Annotated in this window: 18 protein-coding genes; 6 read left to right on the top strand and 12 right to left on the bottom strand. The window is 66.1% G+C overall.

Going from position 1 to position 17,712, the window contains the following annotated elements; genetic code table 11:
* Positions 1–33: 33 nt before the first annotated feature.
* Positions 34–501, top strand: coding sequence for a DUF4383 domain-containing protein (locus LGY53_RS00840; RefSeq protein WP_225724706.1), 468 nt, complete (start codon positions 34–36; stop codon positions 499–501).
* Positions 502–635: 134 nt separating this feature from the next.
* Positions 636–1,697, top strand: a complete 1,062-nt coding sequence (locus LGY53_RS00845) for a lipase family protein (RefSeq protein ID WP_225724707.1) — start codon at positions 636–638, stop codon at positions 1,695–1,697.
* Here LGY53_RS00845 and LGY53_RS00850 read toward each other — a convergent pair.
* On the bottom strand, positions 1,694–3,919 hold the full coding sequence (locus tag LGY53_RS00850; RefSeq protein WP_225724708.1) for a hypothetical protein: 2,226 nt from the start codon (positions 3,917–3,919) through the stop codon (positions 1,694–1,696). The genes LGY53_RS00845 and LGY53_RS00850 overlap by 4 nt on opposite strands.
* Positions 3,920–4,026: 107 nt before the next feature.
* On the opposite strand from LGY53_RS00850, the gene LGY53_RS00855 reads away from it, so the two are divergent.
* Together LGY53_RS00855 and LGY53_RS00860 are read left to right on the top strand one after the other, a co-directional pair.
* Entirely contained in the window at positions 4,027–4,635 is a 609-nt protein-coding gene (locus tag LGY53_RS00855; RefSeq protein WP_225724709.1) for a TetR/AcrR family transcriptional regulator, read from the top strand.
* Positions 4,636–4,693: 58 nt separating this feature from the next.
* The gene (locus LGY53_RS00860) at positions 4,694–5,533 is read left to right on the top strand and encodes an SDR family NAD(P)-dependent oxidoreductase (protein WP_225724710.1); all 840 of its coding nucleotides are present in this window, start codon (positions 4,694–4,696) and stop codon (positions 5,531–5,533) included.
* A gap of 110 nt (positions 5,534–5,643) precedes the next feature.
* Here the strand turns inward: LGY53_RS00860 and LGY53_RS00865 are convergent, their stop codons facing one another.
* The 6 genes from LGY53_RS00865 to LGY53_RS00890 form a co-directional block, all read right to left on the bottom strand.
* Positions 5,644–6,219 carry a hypothetical protein gene (locus tag LGY53_RS00865; protein WP_225724711.1) on the bottom strand — a complete coding sequence of 192 codons (576 nt, stop codon included), beginning with the start codon at positions 6,217–6,219 and terminating at the stop codon, positions 5,644–5,646.
* Positions 6,216–6,725 carry a F0F1 ATP synthase subunit B gene (locus tag LGY53_RS00870; RefSeq protein WP_225724712.1) on the bottom strand — a complete coding sequence of 170 codons (510 nt, stop codon included), beginning with the start codon at positions 6,723–6,725 and terminating at the stop codon, positions 6,216–6,218. Before LGY53_RS00870 ends, LGY53_RS00865 begins: the two co-directional genes overlap by 4 nt.
* 7 nt (positions 6,726–6,732) lie before the next feature.
* Positions 6,733–6,990, bottom strand: a complete 258-nt coding sequence (locus LGY53_RS00875) for a F0F1 ATP synthase subunit C (protein WP_225724713.1) — start codon at positions 6,988–6,990, stop codon at positions 6,733–6,735.
* Positions 6,991–7,037: 47 nt separating this feature from the next.
* Complete coding sequence (gene atpB / locus LGY53_RS00880) at positions 7,038–7,712, bottom strand: F0F1 ATP synthase subunit A (protein WP_255664420.1); 675 nt, start codon at positions 7,710–7,712, stop codon at positions 7,038–7,040.
* Positions 7,713–7,813: 101 nt separating this feature from the next.
* Positions 7,814–8,194: a hypothetical protein gene (locus LGY53_RS00885; RefSeq protein WP_167477287.1), complete on the bottom strand. Its 381-nt coding sequence runs from the start codon at positions 8,192–8,194 to the stop codon at positions 7,814–7,816.
* Between the two features lie 360 nt (positions 8,195–8,554).
* Positions 8,555–9,055, bottom strand: a complete 501-nt coding sequence (locus tag LGY53_RS00890; RefSeq protein ID WP_225724715.1) for a L,D-transpeptidase — start codon at positions 9,053–9,055, stop codon at positions 8,555–8,557.
* Between the two features lie 288 nt (positions 9,056–9,343).
* Here LGY53_RS00890 and LGY53_RS00895 point away from each other — a divergent pair, with 288 nt between their 5' ends.
* On the top strand, positions 9,344–9,697 hold the full coding sequence (locus tag LGY53_RS00895; RefSeq protein WP_225724716.1) for a hypothetical protein: 354 nt from the start codon (positions 9,344–9,346) through the stop codon (positions 9,695–9,697).
* Here LGY53_RS00895 and LGY53_RS00900 read toward each other — a convergent pair.
* From LGY53_RS00900 to LGY53_RS00920, 5 genes are all read right to left on the bottom strand, one after another.
* Positions 9,694–10,956, bottom strand: a complete 1,263-nt coding sequence (locus tag LGY53_RS00900) for an ABC transporter permease (RefSeq protein ID WP_225724717.1) — start codon at positions 10,954–10,956, stop codon at positions 9,694–9,696. The genes LGY53_RS00895 and LGY53_RS00900 overlap by 4 nt on opposite strands.
* Positions 10,957–12,132, bottom strand: a complete 1,176-nt coding sequence (locus LGY53_RS00905; RefSeq protein WP_225724718.1) for an ABC transporter permease — start codon at positions 12,130–12,132, stop codon at positions 10,957–10,959. It lies immediately after the preceding gene.
* Positions 12,129–13,631 carry an ABC transporter ATP-binding protein gene (locus LGY53_RS00910; RefSeq protein ID WP_305082723.1) on the bottom strand — a complete coding sequence of 501 codons (1,503 nt, stop codon included), beginning with the start codon at positions 13,629–13,631 and terminating at the stop codon, positions 12,129–12,131. Before LGY53_RS00910 ends, LGY53_RS00905 begins: the two co-directional genes overlap by 4 nt.
* A gap of 21 nt (positions 13,632–13,652) precedes the next feature.
* Positions 13,653–14,738, bottom strand: coding sequence for a BMP family protein (locus tag LGY53_RS00915; RefSeq protein WP_225724720.1), 1,086 nt, complete (start codon positions 14,736–14,738; stop codon positions 13,653–13,655).
* Between the two features lie 119 nt (positions 14,739–14,857).
* Positions 14,858–15,904 (bottom strand): amidohydrolase family protein, encoded by a 1,047-nt coding sequence (locus LGY53_RS00920; RefSeq protein WP_225724721.1) that lies wholly within the window; start codon positions 15,902–15,904, stop codon positions 14,858–14,860.
* A 115-nt stretch (positions 15,905–16,019) separates the two neighbouring features.
* On the opposite strand from LGY53_RS00920, the gene LGY53_RS00925 reads away from it, so the two are divergent.
* Entirely contained in the window at positions 16,020–17,648 is a 1,629-nt protein-coding gene (locus LGY53_RS00925; RefSeq protein ID WP_225724722.1) for a metallophosphoesterase family protein, read from the top strand.
* Positions 17,649–17,712 lie beyond the last annotated feature (64 nt).

A 17,712-nucleotide genomic window follows, 5' to 3' on the forward strand; every position in this document is an offset into this window, starting at 1 on the left:
GATCGACTTAGCCGGAACAGGAGTTCGACGACGATGTACGAAACCTTCCGCACCGCCGTCCTGCGCTACGTCACCGCGATCCTCGACACGCCGGGACAACTGCTCGCCTTCCTGATGGGCGCCTGGTTCACCACCAACGGCGTCATCGCATACGGCATCTACCCGGATATGGCCTTCGGCGGCGATATGCATTCGTGCACCATCCAATTCCTCGGCTTCATCCCCGTCACCGTCAACGGCTGGCACGCCCTGTTCCACCTGATCACCGGCCTCGCCGGACTGGCGGCGGCGCCGCGAGCGCGCACCGCGCTCGGCTACACGTGGCTGTGCGGGCCGTTCTATCTGCTCGTCGCGATCCTCGGGCTCATCGGCGGGGACCATGTGCTGCACCTGATGGCCGTCGACACCTTCGGCAACTGGGTGCACGCCGTCGAAGGCACCATCCTGCTCGCGATCGGCGCCGTCATCGCATTCGAAACGCGTCAACGCGCGGTGGCCTGATGACGGGTCGTTGAACATTACGAACAGTCGAGCCCACGGGGCGCGAGTCGCGAGTACGGTTGTGCGCCATGTCTGGTTTGCGAGCCTCGGTGACAAAGGTCTCGTTAGGCCTTTGTGCCGCACTCATTCTCGCGATGCCATCGGCGGCGGCGCAGGCGCCGGATGCCGGACGCTTCGACGGCATCGGCATCATCGATCCGGCGTTCTCCTTCGCGAAGGCCGGGCTTTCGCTCCAAATCACTTATACGACAACCGATCAGCACGGCGCGTCGGCGCCGGCGTCGGGTGCGCTGTACGTACCGCAGGGCCTGCCGCCGCAGGGCGGATGGCCACTGATGGTGTGGGCGCACGGCACCATCGGAATCGGTGACGGCTGCGCACCGTCGCGGCACCCGCAGCTGGAACGGTACAACAACTATTTCAACACCATCCTGGATAGCGGGTACGCGGTGCTCGCGCCCGATTACCAAGGCCTCGGCACCGGCGGGAATTTCAGTTACTACAACGCCGCCGTCGAGGGCGATTCGATCCTGGATATGGTGGCCGCGGTGCGCACGTTGCCGATTCCGTTGTCGCACAAGTGGGTTCTGGTCGGCCAATCCGAGGGTGCGCATGCCGCGATGAGCGCCACGGGTCGCTACCGCGGCGACGGACCCGCGGCCGGTTTGAGCGGTGTATCCGTCACCGGTCTGCGCACCAATCCCGCCAAGAGCCTGCCGGAGATGTTCCGGCATGGTTCGACCGGCGCGGTCAACCAGGTCGGATACGCCGGTTACTACCTGGCCTCACTGCAGGAACTGCATCCGGACCGCGTCGCGCCCTACCTATCCGATTTCGGCAGAGATTACGTGGAAAAGGCCGCCACCGAATGTCTTTCGGATCTGGTGGCCCGCGCCGGAGGCCGCCGGCCCGAGGCACTGGTCATCGACCCGAGCAGGCCGACGCCGACCTTCGCCGACGATCTGCGCGAGCTCACCCGGTACCGCGACGACAATCTCCCGGTCGACGTGCAGATCGGTTACGGCACCGCCGATATCGATGTCCCACCGGCCGACACTCCCGGCTACGGAAAGGATCTGCAGGAGCGCAACCCCGGCGTCCGGGTGACAGTCAACCGGTACGAGGGCAAGGACCACCGCGAGGCGTTCGTGGCCTCACTGCCGGATACGTTGGCGTTCTTGCGATCTCATCTCTAGCCAGCGCGAGCGGTGTCGTCGTTCTCGACGGTTTCGGTTGACGCGGTGACCGATCCGGACGTATCGATCTGTACCCGGCGGTACCGGTCGGCGGTCGTCGCGACGATGGTGGCCACCGTCTTCCGGCCGCTCGGCAGCACCCGCACGGTGATCCGGCCCGCGCTCATCGCATCCAATTCCGTTACGGCCGTTGCGGTTACCACCTCACGGACATCTTCGGGCGCGGGTTCGAGACCGCCGTCGTCGAGCACGGTCACATCGACGCCGCGGCGGCGGGCCCCGCGCGCGGCCGCGACGAATTCAGGGGAGCCGAGCGCCGGTGCGCGCAGCCGGTCGCGCAGCTGTGCCTCCAGCAGCAGACATTCGCCGACATCGCTGCGGGACAGCGGTTTACCGGCGGCGATCAGCTCGAGCACCGGCCGTGCCGTGCGATCGAAATAGGCGAGCTGGCGGTCGCGTTCCCGGCTCTGCGCCGCGGCCCTGGCCTCCGCGCCCGCATGCTGTGCCACCACCGCGCGAGCGGCATGGAACGAGCGCAGCGTCGGGCGCAGCGCGGCCGCGAACACCGCGACGGCGAGCACCGTCGCCGCGGGCACCCCCAATCCGGCGAACACGCCGCCGACACCGCCGCCCGCCCACAGCAGGACGACCGACATCCCGGCAAGGGCGAGCGCGGCGGGACAGATCCGCCCCCGGATCGCGAGCACGGCGAGCACGGACGAGGTGGCGACCGCGATCCACAGCACCTGGAATTGCGGTGTCGGGCCGTGATAGCCGAGCACGATCACCGCGGCGCCGACCGGGCCGACCACGACGACGAACCACGTCACGGGCCAGAGCAGCGGATCCTGCCGGGGCAGCAGCGCCGCGACGCCGGCGAGCGCGGCCAGACCGAAGGCGATCAGCGCATTGGGCGCGGGCAGGCCGAAATCGAGCCCACCGAGCATCCAGAACACGACGGACGCCTCCAGAAGGAGCAGTCCGGCCGCACCCGACCGGCCGTGCGCGGTGATCAGCGTCGGCACCGCGGGCTCGATCGGGTCGGCCCTGGTCCAGCGCAGGGTCACCGTCGTACCCTCACCGGGCGCCGAGCGAATCACCGCGTCACCGCCGCGCACCCGGCGCATCCGGCCGAAGATGCTGTGCCGCACGCCGAGTCGGTCCGCCGCGACCCGCGCGACCTCGAATCCCGCTCCGTCATCGGTGAATTGGGCCATCACGCCGTTTCCGTCGAAGACCACCTCGACCCGGCGCGTCACCGGACGTCCGCCGAATCCGGCGTGCCGCGCGCTGTTTCGCGCCGCCTCGCCGAGCGCCGCGGCCAGCGCGGTCACCGCCTCGCGCGGGACGCCCGCCGCGGCGCGGTCGACCCTGGTGCGGAAGTCGACGGCGCAGTCGGCCTCCGCGACGGCATCGCGCAGCAGCGCGACGACCTCGTCCGCCGTCACCGGCTCGTCGCCCGTTCTGCCGCCGCCGCTTTCGTCGAGGCGGTGCAGCGTTCGCTCGGCCGCGCGGGACAGTACGGCGGTATCGGGCACTCTGGCCGTCTCCCGCAGCGTGGCCAGCACATTGTCATGAATCAATCCGGCGAATCTGGCGCGTTCCCGCTCGGTGGCCTCGGTGCTCGCGGCCACCGCGGCCTGCCGCACCGCGACCGCCGTCGCCGCGTCCAGCCGGATTGCCGTGACGAGCACCCGCGCCGCGATCCAGGCGAAGAAGCCCTCCATCGATACGGTGCGCAGCAGATCCTCCGCGACGCTGTGCACCCCGGGTCCGCCGGCGACGTACAGGTCGGCGGCGACCGTAACCACCCCGGCGAGTACGAGATTGACGGGCCAGGCCCGCGGCCACACCAGCACACCCCCCACCGCGGGGATGCCGACGAGCGGAACCAGCCAGCTGCCGTCGGGTGCTAGGCCACCGTATTCGCAGGCCAGCGGCAGGGTGGCCGCGGCCGCCAGATAGGCCAGTACCTGCATGCACGCGGCCATTCGGATCATCCGCGCACCGTGGAATGCCGACACCACCAGCACGGTGCCGGTGAACAGCAGTATGGATACCGCGAACGGTGTCCACCACCGACTCACCAACTCGGTCTGCCGCACGACCTGCGACAGTTCCGCCATCATCCAGAGCACGCCACTGACGCCGACCGCGACCGCGATCGACCGCCGAGCCCGGTTTTCCGCAAGCACGATATCCGCCCCCCGGATCCGCTCCACAACCATGGCTTACCAGCCGCCACCTACCCGTGCACAGTTCTTATCGCGATCGGCTAACAGCTTGATACTTATTGCCTAAATTTACCTAATCAAGTAACTTCTTACTCATGCAGGTAAAGGGTGGACGCCGGTCGCCGACCGCCGAGGAACGCCGCAGGCAGATCGTCGCGGCCGCGATGGAGGTGCTGGCCGAATCCGGCTACGCGCAGACCTCGTTCGCGCGGATCGCCGAGCGGGCGGGCATCAGCAGCACTCGACTGATCTCGTACCACTTCGCCGGTAAAGAAGAGTTGCTGCGAGCCATCGCCGAACAGGCGAAGGAGGCCGCGGTGGCATTCATTTCGCCGCCCATCGAGGCGGCGCCCGGACCGAGGGCCATGCTCGCCGCCTACATCACCGCGAATTTGGAATTCTGCCGTGAGCGCCCGGTCGCGCTGCGGGCATTGATCGAAATCGCCACCAATGCCAAGGCAGCCTTCGGTGAGCCGTACCTGCCGAACGAGCCGCAGGAAACGCTGGAGGCCTTGGAATCCGGATTCCTGGACGGTCAGACCGTCGGCGAATTCCGCGAATTCGACCCACACGTGATGGCGACCGCAGTGCGTGCCGCCATCGACACCGTCGCGCTGCGCTATGCCGCCGACCCGACGCTGGACCTGGACCACTTCGCGGCGCAACTGGTTTCACTGTTCGACCGCGCCGTCGCTGCCGAATGATTCACGGCCGGAACGTATTTCGCCGTGAGACGACCTCGATGAGAAAGGTAAGGATGAGATGAAACTGGAAGCCGGACAGGTGGCCGTCATCACCGGTGCCGCCAACGGAATCGGGCAGGCGCTCGCGGGCGCACTGCACGCCCGTGGTCTGCGGGTGGTGCTCGCGGATATCGAGGAGGACTCGGTACGCCGGGCGGCCGCCGAACTCGGTGGCGAAACCCTCGCCGTGCCAACGGATGTCGCCGATCCGGCGCAGGTCCAACGGCTGGCCGAGGCCACCGTCGAGCGGTTCGGCCGGGTCGACCTGGTGGCCAACAACGCGGGTGTCGGGGCGGGCGGGGCGATGTGGTCGATCGAACCCGAAGACTGGCAGCGGGTTTGGTCGGTCAACGTCGGCGGCGTCGTCAACGGCATTCGCGCCTTCGTCCCGCATCTGATCGCGTCGGGGCACGGTCACGTCGTCAATACCGCATCGATCGCGGGCGTCAGCTTCGGCGCGTTCAACGCGCCGTACACCGCGAGCAAGCATGCGGTGATCTCGCTGTCGGAATCGCTGCGCGGCGAATTGGACATCCTGGCACCGGAAATCGGCGTCACCGTGATGTGCCCCGGCCCGGTCGACACCCGGATGTTGCGCGGCGTCACCGATGGCGCCTCCGCCGAGGCCAGGACGGAGTGGCTGGCCTCGTTCACCCCCGAACAGTGGGAACGGTTCGCACCGCGGATGGAGATCATCAAGCGGATGCAGGAGGAAATGATGCCCGCCGCCGAGGCGGCCGAGATCATCATCCGGGCCGTCGAGACGAACCGGCTCTACGTCACCACCCACCCGCACTATGCCGAGGCGGCCAAGAGTCGTGCCGAACTCGTCGTCGCGGGTCTGGCCGAGGCCGATTGAGCGGTATCCCAACGGTTTTCGGTGTCGATCAATTCCTCGATAACTGAATGCGAATATGCCGGATGCCACTGTGGCACCGGCATATTCGGCTCTATCGAATCGGAATTACCTCAGTTCCACTGCGATTGGGTTCGCCGACGCACCATCGACGGTGTGTTCGCGACGGTTTCCAGATCTTCCAGGAACCGTTCGATGCTGTCGGCGCGCACCTGCGGTGAGCCGGCCTGGTTGCGCACCTTCTCCTCGGTTCGCGCCAGCACGGTGGCGGTCAGATCGGCCTGCAGATCGCGAATTACCTGCTTGCGGAACAGCACGATCTGATCGCGGCCCTGCCTGCGTACCCGGGCGACCTCGGCGGTGGCGGCCTCGCGCATCTGCGCGACGATCCGCACCGCGTCGTCCTGTGCGTCCTTGCGCATCCGCTCGAGTTCGCGCTGCGCCTCGGCCATCGCGTTGTCGTACGCCTTCTTGGCCTCGGCCAGGCGGGACGCCGCCAACTCGCTCTCCTCGAGCTGCTTGGCGATGACCTGCTGCTTCTGCTCCATCATCGGCCTGCCCCACTTGCGGAAGAGCCACACGAGGAAGGACACGATGACGCCGAAGGCGAACAACTGGCTGATGAACACCGGCCAGTCGAAGGTGATGTGGTACACGCCTTCGGCGAGCACACCGTGGATTGGGCTCATGACGACGACCGTCCCGTCTGGTGACCTGGACTTGTTCCAGCACGCCGATCATCGGCGCCGACGATCCGATCCGCGATGGTCTGCGCGATCGGGTTCACTGTCTCGCGCAGTTCCGCCGCGATTTGGTCCGCCTCCGCGCGCAGTTTCGCGATGGCCTCCGCGACGATCTCGTCGGATTGCGCCTGCGCGTCGGCACGCAATTCGTCGATAATGGCCTGTCCCTCGGCCCGCGCCTTGTTGCGGATGGCGGCCGCCTCGGTCCGCGCCTGCTCCAGCCCACTTTGATAACGCTCGGTGGCCTCCGCGAACAGGCGCCGCGCTTCTTTGTTCTCCTTCGCCGTCTCGGCCACCCGGTTGTCGCGTTCCGCCAGTACCTTCCGGACCGGCGGAACGACGAAGAACCAGATGATGCCGAGCACGATCAGAAAGATCAACAACTCGGCGAAGAAGGTGCCGTTGGGGATGAGAAAGTTCCCCTGAGCCTCCACATCTGTTCTCGCCGACATGATCGCGCTACTTACCGGGAGTAGCGAATACGAAGAGCGCCATGAACGCTAGATTGATGAAGTAGGCGGCCTCGACCAGACCGACGGTCAGGAAGAAGATGCCGCGCAGTCGACCCTCGGCCTCCGGCTGCCTGGTGACGCCGTTGATAAGCGCGGAGCCCGCTAGACCGTCGCCGATACCCGCGCCGATCGCACCGCCCGCCATGATGATGCCGCCGCCGATGAGAGCGCCCTGGACGATGCTCGCGGTTGTTGGGTCTGCCATTTTTCACTTCCTTTGTTATCGAATAGTGCACTGCTCGGCGGAACCGATCAGTGGTGTTCATCTTCCAGCGACATCGACTGGCTGAAGTAGAGGACGGTCAGCAGCGCGAAAATAAATGCCTGGATCAATCCGACGAATAGATCGAATACTTTCCAGAGCGCATTCGGACCCCAGCTTATCCAGAAGGGGAACAATGCGATCACGGAAACCATCACACCGCCGGCGAACATATTTCCGAAAAGCCGCAGCGAAAGCGAGACCGGTTTGGCCAGCTCCTCGATGACGTTGATGAACACCATCGGTCCCCAACCTGTGTGGCCCTTCAGCAACAGCTTGAAGTGCTGCAGCGGGCCGCGCCGGTATATACCCGCGGCATGATAGGAGAGGAATACGAAGAGCGCGAGCACATAGACGAAATTGACATCCGCCGCGGGTGGCGCAAACAATTCACCCTTTCCGTACTGCACCGGCAATACCGACAGCCAGTTGGACAGCAGGATGAAGGTGAACAGCGTGACCGCCAACGGCAGTGCGAACGGCGCGACTTTCATACCAATCGCACTCTCGACCTGATTGCGCATGCCGGTCGTCACGGACTCGAAGAACAGCTGCACGCCGTTCGGCACTCCGGAGGTCAGCTTGATCCGGAGGATAAAGGCCAGTACCAGCACGATCACCGCGGCGATCGTGGTGGAGATGAGCGTGTCCACATTGAAGTCCATGCCCAGGAAATGACCGACGGCATGTTCGCCGACCTTGATCTTCGGTTCGGTATCGGCGCCCTCGGCGAGCGGTAGCCCGGTTATCGAAACAGCGGAGATGATCATGACGCCTGGCGCAGCCCTTTCAATTCGGGAACCACGGTGTTGAGTACCAGAATTACTTGGAACAGGGCGATACCGAAGAAGATGCCGACACCGTTCGGCCGCGCCAGGAATGCCACCGCAATCGCGACCACCGTGATACCGAGCAGCCGCACCGCGGACGACCTGAGCAGGCGCAACTTCTTCGGGGTATCCGAATCGGCAATTCGCGCTACCGCCCGCAGTGTCAGCTGAGCATTCAGCCAGCCCACCGCCAGTCCGCCACTGATGAATATGCCGAGCAATAGTCGATCGAGCGATCCGGCCGCCATCAATACGAGGATGCCGAGAACGGTCGCGATGATGGCCGCTCGGCGCACCTGGATCTTATTGACATCCATTACGACACCGCCCTCAGCCGTTCGCCCCACCTCTTAGTGGGGTCGTGATTGATCCATAGCATACACATCCGAACGTCCTTGTGTAGCAACGTTTTTAATCTTCCTTGACTTGATCTTGAAACGCGTTCTAGCGACTATTCGGCAATCTCGGGAATGGGAGTGTGATTGCGCTCACAACAAATTTTTCGACCAAAACATCATCATCAGTACACGAGTTTGACCGAGCTATACTTTTTGTCTGATTTGCCGGTTTTACCATCCACATCGCCGCTACATCACCGCGAACCCACCCCAGGCACACGGAAGGCCAGGTCCGACGAAATCCGGACCTGGCCTTCGGTGCGGGGTGCGCTCAGCGCATCACGGGACGAGCTCGAACTGATCCCCTGGCGAGACGTAGTCGTACAACGCCCGCGCCCCGTCTGGGGTCATCCGGATGCAGCCGTGCGACTTCTCCTGGATCGGGCCGATATGCGTCGCGATATCGCCGTTGAAGAACACCGCATAGCGCATCTCGGCGTTATGCATTGTGCTCCAGTGGTATTCCTTCTTGAATGCGGCGTGGAAGACGCCGGGCGGCGTCTCGTAGCCCGGCCGCCCGTGCGAGATAGGGGTCGGACCGTAGACCACCTTGCCGTTGTCCATCAACCATGCCTCGTTGCTGGACAGCCGCATACAGACGCGCGCCGCATTCGAGCACGGCGCTGTCGGCGGGACGACGGGCCCGACGCCCGGAATATCCGGACCCCCTGGCCACAGCGGCGCGGCCTGCGCGGACGCCGCCACGAGCACCCCGGCCGACGCGACACCGACGAGAACCGCACATCGGGCCGACCAGCTCAGTAAACGGTTGTTGCTCATCGAGATTCGAACCTCTCTACCCTTGCCCGCCACCCTGTCGTGTCGCCTGCCAGGGTGATGGGACCACCTTGTTGGAACAAGAACGTTGTCGAAACAAGAACGCGGGACCCACCTGGAGGTGTTGAAGATCATTCTGTCCTGCCCGCGGCCTCCAGACCTGCATTCCAGCGGTATCAGGGGTTGGTGAGTTGCCCGAATCTGAGAGCACTCACATAAGCGGCACAGGCTGCGGCCAGGTTTCCTCGGCAACCTGGTCGAGTAAGCCGACCGCGGATAGTGAGGTGCGCGATGGTGGAGTTCGAGGTGACCGGGACGACGGTGACGGTACATGTGCAGGGCACACACCGGCTGCTCGCGCTACGCGACCACCTGAGCTTCGAGCTGTCGCACATCACCGCGATCGCCGCGGCCGAGGTGGATCTGCGGCCGCCGTGGGTGCGCACCCCCGGCACCTTCTTTCCCGGGGTGATCGCGGCAGGCACCTTCCGCGGAAAGGGTCGCAAGGAGTTCTGGGACACCCATTTCGACGGACGGGGCGTCCGGATCGAACTCGCCGGAACGGATTTCACCAGGTTGGTGGTGGATGTCGCGGACCGGGACGCCGTGCTGCGGCAGCTGAGTATCGCGGCCGCAGCGGCTTAAGGAATATAGGGCTCGCCGTCGGCCTTCGGCGGCCGGACCTGCCCGACCGCGCCCGCGACGGCGATCACCGTCAGCAGATACGGCGTCAGCTGCAGCACCTCGGTCGGGATCGGCGTCGCCAACACCTGCAGCTGACCCTGCAGCGCCTTGGTGAATCCGAAGAACAGCGCGGCACAGGTGGCTCCGAGCGGGTGCCAGCGTCCCATGATGACCGCGGCCAGCGCGATGAAACCGTTGCCCGCGGTCATCTCCTTGGAGAAACCGCCCGTCGAACCGATGGTGAAATAGGCGCCGCCGAGTCCGGCGACCGCGCCCGCCACCAGCACCGCCTGGTAGCGGACCCGCAGCACATTGATGCCGACGGTGGCCGCGGCGCGCGGATGCTCACCCACCGCGCGCACCCGCAGACCCCAGCGGGTGCGGTAGAGCACCAGCGCGATGAGCACGACCCCGACCACCATCGCGTAAACCAGTGCGGTCTGGGTGAATACCGTCGGGCCGAGCACCGGGATGGCGGACAGTCCTGGAATCGCGATCGGCTGCATGGTGCCCGGACTGTTGAATCGCGCCGAACCGTCCCGCAGCCCGGTGAGCTGATCGAACAGGAACCCGGTGACCCCGGTCGCGAACACCACGAGCACCACGCCGAGCACGATCTGATTCACCAGGTAGCGAATGGAGAACACGGCGAGCAGCCAGGCCATGAAGACGCCCGCCACCAGCGCGGCAACCACCCCGACCAGGAAGCTGCCGCTCACCGACGCGACCATCGCCGCCGCGCAGGCGCCCGCGAGCAGCTGACCCTCGATGGCGATATTGATGACGCCCGCCCGTTCGCACAGCACGCCGGCGAGCGCGCCGAGTATGAGCGGTGTCGACAGGGCCAGCGTGCCCTGGATCTGATTGGTGAGCGGAAAGAGTTTGCCCGAGGCCGCCCAGCAGATGAAGGCGATCACGAACGCGATGCCGAATACCGCGAACAGCACGGCCGCCCGGCGCCCGGACAACCCGCGCCACAGTTGGGCGACGGCGATCGCGAGCGCGACCACCGATAACACCAGTGCCGTCGGCTTCGCCGCGACGTGCAGATCACCCGGACCGCTGCCGTCCGGCGCGGAGAGCCGGAACGCGACGCTGCCCGATTTCGTATAGAGGGCCAGCACGACCGCGGTGATCGCGAGGATCAGCAACAGCACACCCAACCGCAGCCGCCGCTGCCGGTGCGCGGGCGATTCCAGTGCCGCCGTTCGGGTTTCCATTCAGTTCCACCCCTTCGCCAGCACGGCCTCCGCGCGCTCTGCCCGAATCCGGAAGACCGCGCGCACCAGCGCCGGTGCGGCGACCAGCAGCACGATGACGGCCTGCAATACGGTGACCAGCGTGAGCGGAATGCCCGTCGCCGCCTGCATTTCGTGACCGCCCGCGTTGAGTGCGCCGAAAAGCAATGCGGCACAGACGGTTCCGACCGGGCTGCCGCGGCCGAGCAGCGCGACGGTAATGCCGTCGAAGCCGAAGGTTCCGGCGATGCCGTTGGTGAGCGGCAGGTCGGTGCCGAGCACCTGCTGGGTGCCCGCGAGTCCGGCGAGTCCGCCCGCGAGCACCATGGCCAGTACGTACGCCGTGCCGACCCGCATGCCCGCGGTGCGCGCCGCCTCGTGGTTCGCGCCGACCGCGCGCAGCCGGAAGCCGAGGGTGGTGCGGGCGAGCAGCCACCAGACCAGCGCCGCCGCCAGCAGCGCGACCGCCAGGCCGAGATGCAGCCGGGTATCGCCGAATCGGGGCAGCTGCGCATTCGCGTCGACCACCGGGCTGATCGGTTCACGGCGGCCTGGTCGCTGCAGCGGCGAGGTGGTCAGCAGCCAGGTGAGCGCGTACAGCGCGACGTAATTGCCCATGATGGTGCTGATCACCTCGTGGGCGCCGGTGCGCGCCTTCAAGATTCCCGCGAGCCCACCCCACAGCGCGCCAGCCGCGACCCCGGCGGCCAGCGCGACCACCACGTGCAGCACCGGCGGCAGATGCCAGGCGAAGCCGACCCAGCCCGCGGCCAGCGCGCCCGCGATGAGCTGGCCCTGTGCGCCGATATTGAACAGTCCGGTGCGGAAGGCCAGCGTCACCGAGAGTCCGGTGCAGATCAACGGCGTTGCGGCGACCAAGGTTTCGGCGATCTGATGGGTGCCGCCGAAGGCGCCGGTGAACAGCGCCCGATAGGCGCCGGAGACCGCGGACGCGGCCGCCGAGACGGTATCCGCCGGCCGCGCGAAGAAGTATCCGGCGGCCGAGGTCACGGCGGAATCGCTGACGATGATCAGCACCGCGCCCACCAGCAGCGCGAGCAGTACGGCCAGCGCGCTCAGTGCCAAGTCCCGCAAGCTGTTCCGGCCGAACGACCGGAGTTCCGGCTGGGGTTCGGCTGTTTCGCTACGGCTGTTCATCGGCCACCACCGTCGGTCGCGTCGGGAGCGCATCCGGCCATCATCAGCCCCAACCGATCTCGCGGCGTCTCCGGCCCGACGACACCGACGATCCGGCCGCCGAACATCACGATGATCCGGTCCGACAGCGCGTAGATCTCGTCGAGTTCGGATGACACGATGAGCACCGCGGTGCCCTGATCGCGTTCCCGGACAATGCGTTTGTGCACGAATTCGATCGATCCGACATCGAGCCCGCGGGTGGGCTGCCCGGCGATCAGCACCGCGAGTGGGCGCGAAAGTTCCCGCGCCAGCACGACTTTCTGCTGATTTCCGCCCGAGAGCGAGCTCACCGGCTCGGCCACCGATTGCGTGCGGATATCGAATTCCTCGACCCGGTGCGCCGCGTTGCGCCCCACCGCCGCCGGTGACAGCACGCCGTGCCTGGAGAACTCCGGCCGATCGATCAGGTCGAGCACCAGGTTCTCGGCCACGCTGAATGTGCCGATATACCCGTCGTACGAACGATCCTCCGGCACATAGCCGATGCCCGCGTCGAGGTGTTCGCGCGGCGAACGGCCGAGCAGTTCGGTGCCGCGCACCGTGATCGAACCGCGCACCGGGGGTTGCAGTCCGAGCAGCGCGTTGACCAGTTCCGACTGCCCGTTGCCGACAACCCCTGCGATACCGACGATTTCGCCGCCGTCGACGTGGAAGGACACATCGTCCACCACGGCCGTGCCCGCCGCGTCCACCACGGTGAGGCCGGTGACCTCCAGCGTGCGCCCGGTCGGCGCGGCGGGTGCCTTGGCGACCACGAGTTCGACGGCGCGCCCGACCATCAGCTCGGCGAGTTCGCTTTCCGGCGTGGTGGGTTCGACGGTGCCGACCACCGCGCCGCGGCGGATCACGGTGATCTTGTCGGCGATTCGGGTGACCTCCCTGAGCTTGTGCGTGATGAAGATGATCGAGGTGCCGCCGGCCGCGATACCCCGCAGCACCGTCATGAGCTCCTCGATCTCCTGCGGGGTGAGCACCGCCGTCGGCTCGTCGAGGATCAGCACCTCGACGTCGTTGGCCAACGCCTTCAGGATTTCGACCCGCTGTTGTTCGCCCACCGACAGATTCGCCACCAGCGCGTCCGGATCCACCGGCAGCCCGTAGCGCTGCGCGAGTTCCCGCACCCGGCGACGAGCCGCCGCCCGATCCAACAGGCCGAAACCCTTTGTCGGCTCGCGCCCCAGCATCAGGTTCTCGGCGACGGTGAACACCGGTACCAGCATGAAATGCTGATGCACCATGCCGATTCCGGCGGCGATAGCGTCGGCGGGCGAATGGCACCGCATCGGCTTTCCGTCGAGCAGTATTTCGCCCGCGTCCGGTTGCAGCAGCCCGTAGAGCATATTCATCAGCGTGCTCTTACCCGCGCCGTTTTCCCCGAGCAGACAGTGGATCTCGCCGGGCGCCACCGCCAGATCGATGTGATCGTTGGCCAGCAGCGCGCCGAATCGCTTTGTCAAACCGCGTAATTCGAGGCGCATCTACTTGGCCGCTGGTTGCGCCTTGGACGCGATGGTGACCTTACCCGACGCGATATCCGCTGCGAGCGCGGTGATTTCGCTCTTCAGATCGGCGGGGACGACCGAATCGAAATCGTGATACGGCGCCAGCCCGACCCCCTTGTTCGCCAACGTCCCGACGTAGGTGGTGGTGCTGAACTGTTTGTTGAACGCGTCGGTCACCGTCTTCTGCACCGCGAGGTCCATACTCTTCTGCACGCTGGACAGCAGCGAGGAGCAGTATTCCGCGGCGCTCACGCAGCCGTCGGTGTCCACCCAGATCGCGGTGACCTTGCCGCCGGAGGAGTGCGCCGCCTCCAGCGCGCCGAGCCCCGCCGGACCGGCCACCGGCAGGATGATGTCGGCGCCCTGGCTGATCAGATCGTTGGCCTTGGTCTTGCCGATGTTCTTGTCCTGGAAGTCATTGGTGATCACGCCCTGCTGGGTGGCCTCGTCCCAGCCGAGCAGCTGCACGTTCTTGCCCTTGTGCTGGTTGTAGTACTGGACGCCCTCGGCGAATCCGTCCATGAAGATGGCGACGGTGGGGATGTTGATGCCGCCGAAGGTGCCGACCTTACCGGATTTGGTCATACCCGCCGCGAGATAGCCCGCGAGGAAGGACGGTTGGGCGGAATTGAAGACCAGACCCTGCAGATTGGGTAGTGGCGGATTCTTGGCCGGATCGTAGGAGTAATCGACGATCGCGAATTTGGTGCCCGGATTCGCCTTGGCCGCCTCGTATGTCACATCGCCCTGTTTGAAGCCGATGGTCACCACGATGTCGCACTTCTGCCGGACCATCGTATTGATATTGGTCGGATAGTCGTTGTCCGACTTCGATTCCAGTTGCGCCTTCGAAATACCCAGCGCGGCAACGGCATCGGTGATGCCCTTGAACGAGGTCTGGTTGAACGACTTGTCGTCGAATCCGCCGGAGTCCGACACCATGCAGGCCTTGAAATTCTTCGCGGCCGTATCCGACTTTCCCTGCTCGGCCGGGGGGCTGCCGCATGCCGCGGCCAATGCGACCACGCAGGCAGCGGTCGGGATCAGCCGGGTTCTTCTCATACGTGCCTCCTGAAATGCGCTATACCGCAACATATCTCGTGAGCCGATGCAATGCGGTAATTGGAGGATCTTAGGCTGTCACGTCAACCGATGGGGCCGTTTTCGCGATCACCCGCGGCTCAGGCCGGTTCGTTCCGCAACCCGCCGCACCAGATGCCGACGAGCGAACGGGTGGCCGATATGTCGGCGGTCGGATCGCCATCGATGAGCACCAGATCGGCGCGCAGCCCCGGGGTCACCGCGCCGCGGTCGTCCAGACCGAAGTGGCGGGCGGGCAGTTCGGTCGCGGCGCGCAACGCCTCGACCGGCGTCAACCCCGCCCGCACCAGCAATTCCAGTTCGTAGTGCAGACTTTCACCGAACTTCGGGCTGAACCCCGGCCCCGCGTCGTTCGCGTCGGTGCCCGCCAGGATCGGCACACCGGCCTCGTGCAGGGCGGCGACATTCGCCAGGGCGGTGTCCAATGCGGCAGGACCGCCGAACGCGGCCCCGATCAACTCCATCATGGTCACGGTCGGCACGCAGATCGCGCCCTGCGCCGCCATCCGCGCGATCTCCGCCTCCGGCAACGGATCTGCGTACGGAATGTGCGTGATGATGTCCGCGCCGACATTCAACGCCATGATGTACGCGCCCACCGACGCCGCATGCGCGACCACCCGGAGCCCGCCCGCGTGCGCCGCCGCGACGATCGCCTTGGCGGTGGCCTCGTCGGGGCCGCCTTGGCCCGGCGCCTCCAGGATCAGCTTGAGATAATCGACGCGGTGCGAAATACGTTCCGCGACAAAGGATTCAGCCTCTCCACGCTCTCGGATGATGCCATCCGGGCCGAGGAAGTTCGCGTGCAAACCACCCGGACCGTACACCGGCATACCCGCCCCGCGGACCTGCGCGGTGTCCGGCGTGCGCCGCAACCGGTCGAGCAGCTCCGGCGAACCGCCCATGTCGAGCACCGTCGTCACGCCGAAAGAGGCGAAGACATCGAGGGTTTCGGTCCGGTCGAGATGTGCGTGGGCATCGATCAAGCCGGGCAGCAGCGCCGCACCGCCCGCGTCGATCGCATCCGCCCCGGATTCGGCGGCGATCACGGAGCCGTCGAACGTGACGGTCGTCGGCTCGGATAGTCGATGGCCGTCGAAGACGCGGACGTTGGTCAGCGTGGTCATGCTCACTCCAATTCGGACCTGATTAGTTACAGATGCATACGAAATACATGGTGACACGCGAATGGTTCACCTGGCATTCGCCAGGATGTGGACTCACCGGTGTATGTCAAGGGTCATGAGTGAGCACGAGGAGACCACCGGGGGCGAGACTACCGGGGCCACGGCGCCCCAGGGCGGGATCAGCAGGCGGTGGTTGTTCGGCGCGTCCGCGGGCGCCGCGGTCGCCGGACTCGCGGTCGGCGCGGGGGCGACGGCGGGGCTGCGGTCCGGCGGTAACGACGCGCCGCTGTGGCCGCGTTCGGCCGAACTGCTCGGCGCGCCCGACAAACTCGCCGCACCGCGGGTAGCCGGACTGCACCTGCAGTTCGGGGCCGACGCGGCCCGCGAAGTCGTCGTCTCGTGGCACACGAACGCGTCGGTGGCCAAACCGGTGGTCCGCTACGGCACCGCGACCGGCGGATTCGGCAATGTGGTCGACGCGCAGACCCGCACCTACCGTGATGCCAAGTCCAGCACCGAGATTCAAGTGCACCACGCGCGGATCACCGGACTCACGCCGGATACCGAGTACGTGTACGCGGCCGGGCACGACGGCGCGCCGCCGGAACTCGGCACCATCCGCACCGCGCCCGCGGGCCGGGCCGCCTTCCGCTTCACCAGCTTCGGCGATCAGGGCACGCCGACCGTCGGCAAACTCGACGGCGGCAAATATGTCAACGACAATCTCGGCTCACCGTTCGCCGGCGACGTCACCGCCGGAATCGAACGCGTCGCACCGCTTTTCAACCTCGTCAACGGCGACCTGTGCTACGCCAACCTCGCCACCGACCGGGTGCGCACCTGGGATGACTGGTGGGCCAACAACAGTCGCTCCGCACGCTACCGGCCGTGGATGCCCGCCCCGGGCAATCACGAAAACGAGCTCGGCAACGGCGATATCGGGTACGGGGCCTTCCAAACCTATTTCGCGGTACCGGATTCCGGCAGCGAACAACTGTCGAAGGGGCTGTGGTACGCGTTCACCGTCGGCGGTGTGCGGGTGATCGCGGTGGCCAACGACGACATCTGCTACCAGGACGCGGGCAACAGCTACGTCCGCGGCTACTCGGGCGGTGCCCAAAAGCGTTGGCTGGAAGCCGAATTGGCGAACGCTCGGGGCGACCGCGGCATCGACTGGATCGTGGTCTTCATGCATCAGACCGCGATCTCCTCGGCCGACAAGTTCAACGGCGCCGACCGCGCCATCCGCGAGGACTGGCTGCCGCTGTTCGACAAATACCAGGTGGATCTGGTGCTGTGCGGTCACGAACACCATTACGAGCGTTCGCATCCGGTGCGCGGCACGCTCGGCACCGAAACTCTCACCCCGAAGCCCGCCGACACCCGCACCGACGTCATCGACACCACGAAGGGCACCGTGCACCTGGTGATCGGGGGCGGCGGCACCTCGGCGCCGTCGAACCAACTGTTCTTCCCCGGCAACAAGTGCCGTGTCATCACCGCCGCCGGGCCGGTCGACCCGGCCACCGGCAAGAAGACCCCCGTATACGTGCTGGAGGACGCGCCGTGGTCGGCCTTCAAGGACGCCGAACACCCGTACGGCTTCTGCTCTTTCGACGTCGACCCCGGGCGGCCGGGCGGCCAGACCAAGATCACCGGCACCTATTACGCGCTCACCGGGCCGACCAGTGAGCTGAAGGTCGTCGACCAGTTCACGCTGACCCGACCGCGCTCGGATAGCTGAACGATCGCCCGCGCCCGCCGCCATTTCATGGCGAACGAACATAGGGCGCAATACAGTTGACGCC

Origin of the sequence: Nocardia sp. JCM 34519.1 (assembly GCF_020361265.1) — a bacterium.
Classification (GTDB): Bacteria; Actinomycetota; Actinomycetes; order Mycobacteriales; family Mycobacteriaceae; genus Nocardia; species Nocardia arthritidis_A.

Coding starts and splice junctions, on each gene's coding strand:
- LGY53_RS00840 (WP_225724706.1), top strand. CDS start 34: ATGTACGAAACCTTCCGCACCGCCGTCCTGCGCTACGTCACCGCGATC.
- LGY53_RS00845 (WP_225724707.1), top strand. CDS start 636: ATGCCATCGGCGGCGGCGCAGGCGCCGGATGCCGGACGCTTCGACGGC.
- LGY53_RS00855 (WP_225724709.1), top strand. CDS start 4,027: ATGCAGGTAAAGGGTGGACGCCGGTCGCCGACCGCCGAGGAACGCCGC.
- LGY53_RS00860 (WP_225724710.1), top strand. CDS start 4,694: ATGAAACTGGAAGCCGGACAGGTGGCCGTCATCACCGGTGCCGCCAAC.
- LGY53_RS00865 (WP_225724711.1), bottom strand. CDS start 6,219: ATGAGCCCAATCCACGGTGTGCTCGCCGAAGGCGTGTACCACATCACC.
- LGY53_RS00870 (WP_225724712.1), bottom strand. CDS start 6,725: ATGTCGGCGAGAACAGATGTGGAGGCTCAGGGGAACTTTCTCATCCCC.
- LGY53_RS00875 (WP_225724713.1), bottom strand. CDS start 6,990: ATGGCAGACCCAACAACCGCGAGCATCGTCCAGGGCGCTCTCATCGGC.
- atpB (WP_255664420.1), bottom strand. CDS start 7,712: ATGGACTTCAATGTGGACACGCTCATCTCCACCACGATCGCCGCGGTG.
- LGY53_RS00885 (WP_167477287.1), bottom strand. CDS start 8,194: ATGGATGTCAATAAGATCCAGGTGCGCCGAGCGGCCATCATCGCGACC.
- LGY53_RS00890 (WP_225724715.1), bottom strand. CDS start 9,055: ATGAGCAACAACCGTTTACTGAGCTGGTCGGCCCGATGTGCGGTTCTC.
- LGY53_RS00895 (WP_225724716.1), top strand. CDS start 9,344: ATGGTGGAGTTCGAGGTGACCGGGACGACGGTGACGGTACATGTGCAG.
- LGY53_RS00900 (WP_225724717.1), bottom strand. CDS start 10,956: ATGGAAACCCGAACGGCGGCACTGGAATCGCCCGCGCACCGGCAGCGG.
- LGY53_RS00905 (WP_225724718.1), bottom strand. CDS start 12,132: ATGAACAGCCGTAGCGAAACAGCCGAACCCCAGCCGGAACTCCGGTCG.
- LGY53_RS00915 (WP_225724720.1), bottom strand. CDS start 14,738: ATGAGAAGAACCCGGCTGATCCCGACCGCTGCCTGCGTGGTCGCATTG.
- LGY53_RS00920 (WP_225724721.1), bottom strand. CDS start 15,904: ATGACCACGCTGACCAACGTCCGCGTCTTCGACGGCCATCGACTATCC.
- LGY53_RS00925 (WP_225724722.1), top strand. CDS start 16,020: ATGAGTGAGCACGAGGAGACCACCGGGGGCGAGACTACCGGGGCCACG.